Annotated in this window: 14 protein-coding genes; 4 read left to right on the plus strand and 10 right to left on the minus strand. The window is 72.3% G+C overall.

All coding sequences use genetic code 11. The features are described from left to right. Positions 1-585: 585 nt before the first annotated feature. The 4 genes from VFE05_21085 (at position 586) to VFE05_21100 (ending at position 2,097) form a co-directional block, all read left to right on the plus strand. Complete coding sequence (locus tag VFE05_21085; GenBank protein HET6232583.1) at positions 586-789, plus strand: hypothetical protein; 204 nt, start codon at positions 586-588, stop codon at positions 787-789. Next, a complete protein-coding gene (locus VFE05_21090; protein ID HET6232584.1) occupies positions 790-1,050 on the plus strand; it encodes a DUF5985 family protein in 261 nt (86 codons plus the stop codon). It begins immediately after the preceding gene. Continuing rightward, complete coding sequence (locus VFE05_21095; GenBank protein ID HET6232585.1) at positions 1,050-1,304, plus strand: DUF5985 family protein; 255 nt, start codon at positions 1,050-1,052, stop codon at positions 1,302-1,304. Before VFE05_21090 ends, VFE05_21095 begins: the two co-directional genes overlap by 1 nt. A 241-nt stretch (positions 1,305-1,545) precedes the next feature. Further along, on the plus strand, positions 1,546-2,097 hold the full coding sequence (locus tag VFE05_21100; protein ID HET6232586.1) for a putative metal-dependent hydrolase: 552 nt from the start codon (positions 1,546-1,548) through the stop codon (positions 2,095-2,097). A gap of 105 nt (positions 2,098-2,202) precedes the next feature. Here VFE05_21100 and VFE05_21105 read toward each other — a convergent pair whose 3' ends face one another. From VFE05_21105 to VFE05_21150, 10 genes are all read right to left on the minus strand, one after another. Further along, entirely contained in the window at positions 2,203-2,364 is a 162-nt protein-coding gene (locus VFE05_21105; protein ID HET6232587.1) for a hypothetical protein, read from the minus strand. Positions 2,365-2,418: 54 nt separating this feature from the next. Further along, positions 2,419-2,598, minus strand: a complete 180-nt coding sequence (locus tag VFE05_21110) for a hypothetical protein (GenBank protein ID HET6232588.1) — start codon at positions 2,596-2,598, stop codon at positions 2,419-2,421. Between the two features lie 61 nt (positions 2,599-2,659). Further along, positions 2,660-2,818: a hypothetical protein gene (locus VFE05_21115; GenBank protein ID HET6232589.1), complete on the minus strand. Its 159-nt coding sequence runs from the start codon at positions 2,816-2,818 to the stop codon at positions 2,660-2,662. Positions 2,819-2,861: 43 nt separating this feature from the next. After that, positions 2,862-3,047 carry a hypothetical protein gene (locus VFE05_21120; protein ID HET6232590.1) on the minus strand — a complete coding sequence of 62 codons (186 nt, stop codon included), beginning with the start codon at positions 3,045-3,047 and terminating at the stop codon, positions 2,862-2,864. Between the two features lie 232 nt (positions 3,048-3,279). Then, complete coding sequence (locus VFE05_21125) at positions 3,280-3,435, minus strand: hypothetical protein (protein HET6232591.1); 156 nt, start codon at positions 3,433-3,435, stop codon at positions 3,280-3,282. A gap of 323 nt (positions 3,436-3,758) precedes the next feature. Beyond that, positions 3,759-4,436, minus strand: a complete 678-nt coding sequence (locus VFE05_21130) for a hypothetical protein (GenBank protein HET6232592.1) — start codon at positions 4,434-4,436, stop codon at positions 3,759-3,761. Between the two features lie 269 nt (positions 4,437-4,705). After that, the gene (locus VFE05_21135) at positions 4,706-5,530 is read right to left on the minus strand and encodes an adenosylcobinamide-GDP ribazoletransferase (GenBank protein ID HET6232593.1); all 825 of its coding nucleotides are present in this window, start codon (positions 5,528-5,530) and stop codon (positions 4,706-4,708) included. Positions 5,531-5,553: 23 nt separating this feature from the next. After that, entirely contained in the window at positions 5,554-6,600 is a 1,047-nt protein-coding gene (locus VFE05_21140; protein HET6232594.1) for a hypothetical protein, read from the minus strand. 18 nt (positions 6,601-6,618) lie between these two features. Then, a complete protein-coding gene (locus VFE05_21145) occupies positions 6,619-8,793 on the minus strand; it encodes a TonB-dependent receptor (GenBank protein ID HET6232595.1) in 2,175 nt (724 codons plus the stop codon). A gap of 298 nt (positions 8,794-9,091) precedes the next feature. Then, a partial coding sequence (locus VFE05_21150) for an ABC transporter ATP-binding protein (protein ID HET6232596.1) occupies positions 9,092-9,723 on the minus strand: 632 nt, incomplete at its 5' end.

The raw sequence follows: 9,723 nt of genomic DNA on the forward strand, positions 1-9,723 counted from the left end.
TGCGGCCCTCCAGGCGGCGGCGCTTGTTCACGGTGCGCGCCGCGATCTCTTCCGCGCGTTCGGGCGACAGGCCGCGGTCCAGCTCGCTCTCGCGCACCTTGCTGTACATCTCGTCGTCCTTCTTGGTCCACGATGGGCTCATAGGTCCTCTCCGTCCGTTCTCGTCAGGTCGCGCGCGGGACTTCGGGGCAGGCGGGTGCAAGATCCGCGCAACCGCCGCTCTCCGTCCGCATTCGCGCTTCCTCCCACGCCCGTCCACCGGGCGGCGAGCAGCGGCGGCGGACGTCGCGCATGGCCCGGGCGGAGCAGGCGAGGGCGGGCGCCGGATTTGCATGGGAGCCCAAGCACATGATACGTTCTTGCGGTCTGCCGCACGCCGGCGGGAGGCCACGCGCAACGAGAGAGGACGGCCCGTGGCGGGTAGGGAAGTTCCGGCCGAGGTGCGCCGGTTCGTGCAGGAGCAGATCCAGTCGCCCGAGCAGCTGGACATACTGCTCTTGCTGCACGGCGCCCCCGAGCGCGAGTGGACGGCGGCCGACGTGAGCCGCGCGGTCTACACCGTGCCGGCCTCGGCCACGCTGCGGCTTGAGTCGCTCGGCCGGGTTCCTGGAGTCGCGCGGCGGCGCGGACCCGGCGTACCGGTTCGCGCCCCGCACCCCCGCCCTGCGCGCCACGGTGGATGCGCTATGCGCCGCCTACCGCGAGAACCGCGTGGCCGTCATCAACCTGGTGCTGGAGAGGCGCGCGGACCCGCTGCGCAGCTTCGCCAACGCCTTCCGGCTCAAATAGATGGGCACCCTCGTCTACGCCCTGTGCGGCCTCACCAGCCTGGCGTGCGCGGCGCTGCTGCTGCGCGGCTACCACCGCAGCCGCGCCCGGCTGCTCCTGTGGTCGGGCCTGTGCTTCGCGGGCCTGGCGCTGAACAACGTGCTGCTCTTCGTGGACCTGCGCGTGGCCACCGACGTGGACCTGTCGGTGTGGCGCTCGCTGCCCACGCTGGCGGGGCTGGCGCTGCTCATGTACGGCCTGGTGTGGGAGTCGCGGTCGTGATGGGGTTCGTGTCGGGCGCCATCGTGATGGGCTACCTGGTGGGCGGGCTCTTCTTCTTCCGCTTCTGGAGGGAGACGCGCGACCGGCTGTTCGGCATCTTCGGCGCGGCGTTCTGGCTGCTGGCGGTGCAGCGCGCGTGGCTGGCGCTGGGCGTGCACGACCGCGCCGAGCACCCGGGCCTGTACGTCCTGCGCCTCGTCGCGTTCGTCCTCATCCTCGCCGCCATCGTCGACAAGAACCGCCACTCGGGCTGATCGGTCCCGGCCGCATGCACCCTTTCGGGAGATGCGGGACCGCGTGAGCCCGGCAGATGTGGAGCCGACGGCAGATGCGTGGCTGACGGCAGATCGAAAGCCGGAAGCACGTCCGTCGCGCACGGGTATTTCCGCGGATGCGAGGCGGCGGCTTGCACGGGCGGCGGCGAGGAGGCATCGTACGGGGCGCGCCGGGAAGGCCGGCGCGCCCTTCTCCATTCCAGAACACGGGGCCCCGCCAATGGACGACCTCCGCTATCCCGTGGGCCGCTTCGAGCGGCCCGGCCGCCTGAGCGACGCCCAGCGCCGCGAGCTGATCGCGCAGGTGGCGGCCACGCCGGCCCGCCTGCGCGCCGTGGTGGAGGACCTGAACGAGGGCCAGCTCGACACGCCCTACCGCCCTGGCGGGTGGACGGTGCGCCAGCTCGCGCACCACGTTCCGGACAGCCACCTGAACGCCTACACCCGCTTCAAGCTGGCGCTCACCGAGAGCGAGCCCACCATCAAGCCGTACGACGAGGCGCGCTGGGCCGAGCTGCCGGACACGCGCTCGGTGCCGGTGGAGACGTCGCTGGCGCTGCTCGACGCGCTGCACGAGCGGTGGGACGCGGTGCTCCGCGGCATGCAGCCGGCAGACTTCGAGCGCAGGCTGGTGCACCCGGAGAACGGGCCCATGGACCTGGACGCGCTGCTGGCGCTGTACGCCTGGCACGGCCGGCACCACGTGGCCCACGTGAGCGCCCTCCGCGAGCGCATGGGCTGGAACGCGGCCGAGGCGCCCGCATCCGCCTGATCTCCAGGCGGGTTGGGCCGCGACGGAAAACGAAGAGGAGGACCGGGCGCCATGCCCGGTCCTCCTCTTCGTTCGTCCACACGTGCTGCGTAGCCGTCTTCCGGCTCACTCCGGGTACGGGTACTCGGGGCAGATGCGGCAGTACGTCATGGCCGTGGGGTTGGTGATCATCACCGCCAGGCCGGTGTCGCTCGGGTCACCGCCGGGGATCTGCGTGGCGAACGAATCCACGATCAGCTCCTCGGCCGTCAGCTTCAGTCGCTCCATGGTTCCCTCGGATCGAGTGGGTTGGGGACCGCGCAAGCTGCGCAGCCCGGTGCCTCAGATCTCCGTCGCCGGCGGGTACTCGGGGCAGATGTAGCACCACGTGTTGGCCGTGGGGTCCGTCGTGGGCTTGATCGTGATGTACAGCCGGTCCACCGAGCCGCCCGAGAGGGCCTGCTCGGTGGGGAACGACGACACTTCGAGCTCGTCGGCCGAGAGTCTGAACTTGTTGTCCATGCGTGCCTCCGTGGTGGGGTGATGGATGGGGTGCGGGGCGCGGGGAGGCGCCCCCCGCGGCTCAGAACCCGGGCTGCGGGTAGACCGGGCAGACGTAGCAGTGCGTCGCCTCGGTGGGGTCGGTCGTGGGCCGCTGCGGGCTGTACAGCGCCGCGGTGGCCGGGTCCGGCTGGAACGACGAAACCTCGATCGAGTCTGCGTCGAGCGTGAGCTTCTGCATGTCGAATCTCGGGTGGGGTGTGGGGAGATGGACTGCCGCCGCGTCAGTACGCGATGGTCTCGGTCTGCGGGTACACCGGGCAGACGTAGCAGTACGTCATGGCGGTGGGGTCGTACGAGATGGGTCCGATGGTGTCGATCGTCTTGTCGATCGTGGGCAGGCGGTACAGGTCGCTCGTCTCGGTCTGGAACGAGGTGACGGACAGGTCGTCCATCGAGAGCTTCAGCATGGGGATTCTCCGTATGAGAGGTGGCGGGAAAGAGGCCGGCTGCCGAATCTAGGGCAAGCTTCCAAAACGCGCAATTGTGTCTTGAAATGATCAACCGTGCACATGTGGCGCACTCCTTCTGTTTGCTACATGCGGTACGCGGATGCGAAAAGAGGAGGTCCGGCGCGGCAGCCGGTCCTCCTCTCTCGTCTTCCGCCCTGGCGCCGTCAGCGACGGTGCCGGATCGGCATGATTACTCGGTGTACGCGGGGCAGACGAAGCACCACGAGTTGTCCGTCGGGTCGGTCGGATCGGTGCCGATCATCCGGTCCGGCGAGGGGGCAATGCTGGCGGCGGTCTCGAACGACGACACCTGCAGGTCCTCGGGCGACAGCGTGATCTTGTTCATGCGCGGCTCCATGAGTGGATCGATGTGTGTTGTGCGGGGCTGAGCATCGAATGTACGGAGGAACGCCAGAACGGGCAATTGCGTCTCCAAACGTATGCTGCGCGGAGAGACTGGAATCATGGGCGAAGGCAACACATCTGCCGACCCACTGTCCCGAAGCGGGCGCAGCGTGCGATGCCCGTAGTCGCGGGCCGCCGCCGGATTTTCAAGGCTCGTGATCAACCAAGCCTTTGGGAGATGCCGACTGGCACGGCGGAGGTGACCCAGCAAGCGTCTCCTGTGGCTTGGCTCAGAGGACGAGGTGAATCTCACGCGGGATGCGCTCAGGCGGATACGGGGACGAGCGCGGGGGCGGCATCGGTGATGGGGATGCCGCGGGCGGCGGCCTGCGCGACGATGACGTCGGCGACCTGCACGCCCTCGTAGTAGCGCTTGATGCCGATGCGGTGGCGCTTGCCCGACACGTTGTGCAGGTACATCACCTTCGGCCCGCGCTCCACTCGCGCGATGTCGGCCCACGGCACGTCGAAGCGGCGGAAGGCGGCCAGCTTGGCGCGGATTCCCTCGTCGCTCACGCGCACCTGGCGCGGGCCGCGGCGCTTGACCATGTGCGCGCGGAGGCGACCCTGGCCGAGCGTGAAGATGCCGGCGGCGATGGCGGCGTACGACGGCTTGCCGGTCTGCACGTACCGCTGCGCGGCTTCGGTGAACAGCACCGTCGCGGCGACCACGTCCACCCACTCGATGGCCGCGGCATCGTCCGCGTCGGTCTTCGGAGTGTGGCGGCGCAGGTGGCGCATCTCCCGGGCGACGGTGAGCACGACCAGCGCGGCCACGCCGAGCTCCAGCCACGAGAACGCGCGCGCCCACGGGCTGGCGGCGTGCAGGCCCTCCAGGCCGACGGTCGCCAGCGCGATCACGGGCGGCAGGTTGTTCAGCACGTCCAGCTTCTGCCGCATCTCCAGCCGCCGGTCGTGCAGCCGGATCACGATCTCGTCCATGTGAGCTCCGCAGGTGGTCGAGCTTGGAGATGGGATGCCGCCTCGCCGCCGTTCATCGCCGCCAGCACTGAGCAGCGCTGTTCGCGATGCCGGTTCGGGAGATGTGCATCTCACCACCGGGCCGAACGCGCGGAGGACCACGGTGGACCGACGAGAATCCGCCGGGGAGGTTTCGGCGGGAGATGCAATCCAGGCCCATCCGCCGTCACGCCGGACGCGGGCGAAGATCGAGTCCGGCGCCGTTCATCTACCGAGGTGCCTGCGAGCGTTCAGCGCGGCGTGGGGAGGAGGAACGCGATGAGGACGGCGACCTCCGCGATTTCGACGATGGCGAAGGCCGCCGCCGGGGCAAGGCCACCGAAACGGCGCGCCAGGAAGCCGGCGGCCGCGAGTGCCGCGAGCGTGCCCGAGCAGACGGCGACGGCGATGCCCAGCGGCGAAGCGGCGACGGAGGTCAGGTAGAGGAGGATGCCCATCGCGACGGCGGTGGCACCCCAGACCGGGACGGCGGAGTCACCGGAGGACGATGCGTCGCCCGGAGCCGGGTAGGTCCCGAGGGCGTAGACCATGAGCCAGCGGGCGAGCGGCGCGGCGACGAGGGGCGCGACCGCCGGGGCGGAGGCCAGCGCGGCCCACTTGGCGCCCAGCAGGAGACCGGCCGCGAGCATGCCGCCGATGCCCATCTCCCGTGACCGCAGCACGTTCAGCATGCGCAGGCGCGCCGACGCGGCGCTGGCGTACGGCGAGCGGCGGCGGGCGAAGGCGGTGGCGCAGCATGCGGAGAATCCGCGCAGTCCGGCCGTTCCGCTCGCCGCGACCCAGGCGCAGAGCGCGAGGGCGGCGCGGGCGAGAGGCGGCAGCGGGAGCAGCAGGGCCAGGGCGGGCGCGATGCCCATCGCCAGGCCCACCACGGGGTAGGCGACGAGGGACGAGCGGACCTCGTCCGCATCCGCCGGCGCGTGCAGGCGGACGGGCACGGTCGTGAGCGCCGCGGCGGCTAGGGCCAGCGGGCGAAGGAGCTGTTCGCGGGTGCGCTGCGAGGGTGCGGCGGAGCGGACGCGCGCGGCGTCCGCTCCGGTGGAGATCTGGTGCATCTGTGCGGGTACGGCGGAAGGGCTCAGTCCTGCGGGACGCTCGCGAAGTCGATGGCGAACGGGCAGACGCCGGTCTCGGTCTGCGCATCGACCGCGAAGGCGGCGGTCAGGCGGTACACGGTGCCGGGGTTCTGGCAGGTGCCGGGGTTCAGCACGAACAGGCGGCCGGGCCGGTCGAAGCCCAGGCTGGACACGGGCGGCGTGGTGCCGGGCTTGACCGGGTTGCCCGCGCCGCGCACGAAGCCGGTGGCGGGGTCCCACACGATCACGCCGGTGCCGTAGACGCCCACGTACAGCCGGTGGTCCGGCCCCGCGGCGATGGCGCCGGGGAAGTCGCCGAAGCCCGCGACGCGCGAGGTCTCGCGAAGCGTCGTGGCGTCCACGACGGAGACGGAGCCGTCGTTCGCGCCGAAGCTGCCTGAGTTTACAACGTACAGGCGCCCGCTGTCCACCACGCCACCCGACGGGTTGAAGCCGGTGAGCTGCACGGTGCCCGCGTTGTGCACCGACGCGTCGATGACGCTCACGGTGCCGGGGCCGCTGGGGGTGAAGTTCACCAGCTGGGCGTTGATGACGTACACGCGGTTGCCGCCCGCCACCACGGCCTGCGGGAAGACGCCGACCGCGATCTGCGCGCCCGTGGTGCCGCGCAGGACGTTGACCGGAGTGACGGTGTTCAGGTTCGAGTTGGCGACGACGGCGATGGAGTCGTTGAGGAACGCCACGCCGGTGGCGCCGGAGTTGGCCGGCAGCGGCACCGTGTCGGTGACGGTGCGCGTCTTCAGGTCCACCACCTCGGCGAACGGGTAGCTGCCCATGGGGACCACGACCGTGCTGCCGCGCGCGGCCAGCGTGACCGGGCTGCCCTGCGAGCCCAGGCCGATGGTGAACTTCGCCGTGGGATCGTTGGTCGAGGTGACGGTGAGCGAGCGGCCGGTGCTGTTGAGCACCACGGCATAGTTCGCCGCGGGGGTGCTTCCGCCGGTCCCGGTGTCGTCGCAGGCTGCAAGCGCCAGGAGCGGCGCGGCGGCCAGGACGGCGAGGGTACGGCGGACGACTGCGTTGTGCATGAGGATTTCTCGATCGATTCAGGGTGTGCCCGCGCGACTCACGCGCAGGTCGATGCGAGCCCGGCGGCCGGGCTCGGGGTAGCCGGAGATGAGGGCGGACCTCTCGTCCAGCAGGCGGTCGATGTGGACTGCTGCGTCGAGCGCAAAGTGGCCCGCGCGCCACCCGCGGCCCACGCCCGCGTCCCACGTCCAGAAGCCGGGGAGCGGGTTGTCCCGGCTGGGGTCGGGGAAGCGGCGGCCCACGTAGCGGGTGCCCAGGTCCAGCGTCCACCGCCCCGGCGCCCATCCGGCGCGGAGCTGGGCGGACTGGCGGGGGCGGTAGGCCACCTGGACGTCGTCGTCCGCTCCGGGACGGTCGTACGTCACCTTGGCGAGCGAGCCGCTTGCGGTGAGATGGAGGGCGTGCGCGGGCCACGCGGCGTCGGCCCAGGCGTCCACACCGCGGCGCTTCACGTTGGTGTTGCGCGGGCTCCAGACGAAGCGGAAGTCCGGCAGCCACACGATCATCCCGCGCACGTCTCCGCGGTACGCGCTGGCCCCGGCGGAGAGCGCGGCGCTACCGACGGTGCGCGATGCGGACGCGCCCAGCTCCCACTCGTTCGGCACGCGCTCCGGCAGCAGGTCCGGGTTCGGCGCGACAGCCACGCCCTCGCGGAAGAACTGATCGCCGAGGGATGGGGGCGAGAAGCCGCTGCGGTTGGCGAGCTGCACGCGCACGCCGCCGCGGCCGGCGCCCAGCGTGAGCGCCCGCGTGGCGTACCATCTTCCCGTCACCCCGTCGCGGTCCGCGCGCGCCTCGGCGGTGAGGTCCGCGTCGATGCCTCCGAACGTGCGTCCTGCGGCGGCGTGCGCGAAAGTGCCCGCGTCCGTGCGCGTCCGAGGCGCAGTCTCCGTCAAGGCGCCGGCATCGATGCGCTGCGTCGTGCCCTCCACGCCCGCGCCGTACCCGCGCAGCCACGAGCTTCGGGAGATGCGCTCCGCCTCCCCGCGCAGGTGCAGCGAGCCCACGCGGGTGCGGGTGTCGTACGGCAGGCCGAAGGGCGGCGCGGGATCGGAGAAGCGCACGCGCTGCGTCACGCCCGAAACGTCGAACGACGCGGCTCCTCCGTCCGTCGTCCGCCGCCAGGCGAGCGATGCGCGGCCGCGGTCCAGCGTCTCGCGGGCCTGGAGCGAAGGCGCGTAGCCGAGGCCGGGGATGCCGCGGTCCAGCGTCTCCACTCCGCCACGCACCCGCAGGTCGCCGCCCGCCGCGCGCGTCTGCGCCGCCGCGAAGCCGCTCCACTCCGCCACGTCCGCGTTGCGGCGGATGACGGGCGTGGGATCGCCGGGGTCGCGCGGGTGGTGGAACTCGCCTCCGATGCTCCGCGCCTGCCCGCCCACGCTCCACGCGACGCCGCGGAACGCGTCGCCCCACTCCACGCTGCCCGCGCGCTCGCGCAGAGAGCCGGCGGTGACGGTCGCCTCGCGACGGCGCTCGGCGGCGCGCGTCTCGATCAGCACCACGCCGGCCTCGGCGCGCGGGCCGTAGCGGGCGGTGCGGGCGCCGGGCAGCACCGTCACGGACTGCACCGAGTGCGCGGGCACGGTGCTCAGGTCGGCCTCGCCCGTGACCGGGTCGTTCGCGGGCACGCCGTCCACCAGCACCAGCACGGCGCCCGGCGCGCTGCCGCGGATGCTCACCGTCTGCGCCGCGCCCACGCCGTTCTCGCGCACCACCACGCCGGGCATCGTCGCCATCACGTCGCCCGCCGTCCGCGCGCCGGAGCGCTCGATCTCCGCGCGGCCCACGTGCGTGCCGTCCGCCAGCCGGTCTCGCTCCGCCGTGACGCGCAGGGCGGCGAGGGCCACATCCACCGGCTGGAGAGAGATGAACAGCCGCGTGACCTGGCCGTTGCGCACGGCCGCGCTCGTCTCCCGCGCCGCGAAGCCCGCGCGACGCACGACCACGCGGTACTCGCCCGGCTCCAGCCCGCGGAGGATGAACGCGCCCGTGCCGTCGGTAGAAGCGGTCCGTCCGACCGCGGGAAGCTCGACCGTCGCGGCCTCCACACCCGCCGAGCCCCGCGCATCCGTCACCCGTCCGGCGATCTCGCCCGGCCACTGCGCCAGAGCCCGCAGCGGCAGCATCAGCACCATCGCGCCGACGATGAGGAGCCGCGAGAACGCCTTGCTGACCGCGGGTCGGTACGACACGGATTCGGCACGCGACGGGAGATGCGCATCACCCGACCGCGCGTCACGAGCCGAGCCGCCTGCGCATTCGGAAAGGGATCGGATGCGATGAATCGCACCCCTACATGCCGCGCCATCCTCGCCGGCCGGAGCCGGGACGCCGATGGTGCGCGGATGCCCGGGCGCTGAACCGAGTTGCGGCTGCGACGGTGCCGGCAGTCCCCGCAGGGGGACTTCGCGCCGTTGTTGCCGCGGCTTCAGCCGCCCGCCATCCGCCGCCGAACCGACGATGCCGGACGGATGCGCATCTCCGTGCCCTTCACGCATCTCCCCTCCTCGCGGCGAACGGGTGGGGGGCGTGGTCCATCTGCACGCAGGCTTCGCCGGCCAGCGGAACAACCTGCGGAGCGCCCGCGTCCGGGCCGGGGCCGGGGTGCGGGTCGATGCGCACCGGCCATCCGTACACGCGCTCCACCGTCTCGCGCGTCAGCACCTGTGCCGGCGCGCCCTCGGCGGCGACGCGGCCGGCGTGGAGGAGCACGAGGCGGTCTGCGTAGCGCGCGGCCAGGTTGAGGTTGTGCGTCACCAGCAGCACGGTGGTCCCCGCCCGCCCCAGGTCGCGCAGCAGCTCGAAGATCGCCATCTCGTGGCTCACGTCGAGGGCCACGGTGGGCTCGTCCAGCGCCAGCGTGCCGGGCTCCTGCGCGAGCGCCCGCGCCACCCGCGCCCGCTGCCGCTCGCCGCCCGAGAGCGTGGCGAGCGCGCGGTCCGCCAGCGCGTGCACGTCGCACCGGCGCATCGCCGCGTCCACCGCCGCGCGGTCGTGCTCGCCCTCGCGGCGCCACGGGCCCAGGTGCGGGTAGCGCCCCATCGCCACCATCTCCCGCACGCTGATGGGAAAGACGGTCTCCTCCCCCTGCGGCACCACGCCGACCGCCCGCGCGAGCGCAT

The organism is Longimicrobiaceae bacterium (assembly GCA_035696245.1).
GTDB lineage: Bacteria > Gemmatimonadota > Gemmatimonadetes > Longimicrobiales > Longimicrobiaceae > DASRQW01.

What these genes read in the sequence shown, in the direction of transcription:
- VFE05_21090 (HET6232584.1), top strand. Translation starts at nt 790, where the DNA reads ATGGGCACCCTCGTCTACGCCCTGTGCGGCCTCACCAGCCTGGCGTGC.
- VFE05_21095 (HET6232585.1), top strand. Translation starts at nt 1,050, where the DNA reads ATGGGGTTCGTGTCGGGCGCCATCGTGATGGGCTACCTGGTGGGCGGG.
- VFE05_21100 (HET6232586.1), top strand. Translation starts at nt 1,546, where the DNA reads ATGGACGACCTCCGCTATCCCGTGGGCCGCTTCGAGCGGCCCGGCCGC.
- VFE05_21105 (HET6232587.1), bottom strand. Translation starts at nt 2,364, where the DNA reads ATGGAGCGACTGAAGCTGACGGCCGAGGAGCTGATCGTGGATTCGTTC.
- VFE05_21110 (HET6232588.1), bottom strand. Translation starts at nt 2,598, where the DNA reads ATGGACAACAAGTTCAGACTCTCGGCCGACGAGCTCGAAGTGTCGTCG.
- VFE05_21115 (HET6232589.1), bottom strand. Translation starts at nt 2,818, where the DNA reads ATGCAGAAGCTCACGCTCGACGCAGACTCGATCGAGGTTTCGTCGTTC.
- VFE05_21120 (HET6232590.1), bottom strand. Translation starts at nt 3,047, where the DNA reads ATGCTGAAGCTCTCGATGGACGACCTGTCCGTCACCTCGTTCCAGACC.
- VFE05_21125 (HET6232591.1), bottom strand. Translation starts at nt 3,435, where the DNA reads ATGAACAAGATCACGCTGTCGCCCGAGGACCTGCAGGTGTCGTCGTTC.
- VFE05_21130 (HET6232592.1), bottom strand. Translation starts at nt 4,436, where the DNA reads ATGGACGAGATCGTGATCCGGCTGCACGACCGGCGGCTGGAGATGCGG.
- VFE05_21135 (HET6232593.1), bottom strand. Translation starts at nt 5,530, where the DNA reads ATGCACCAGATCTCCACCGGAGCGGACGCCGCGCGCGTCCGCTCCGCC.
- VFE05_21140 (HET6232594.1), bottom strand. Translation starts at nt 6,600, where the DNA reads ATGCACAACGCAGTCGTCCGCCGTACCCTCGCCGTCCTGGCCGCCGCG.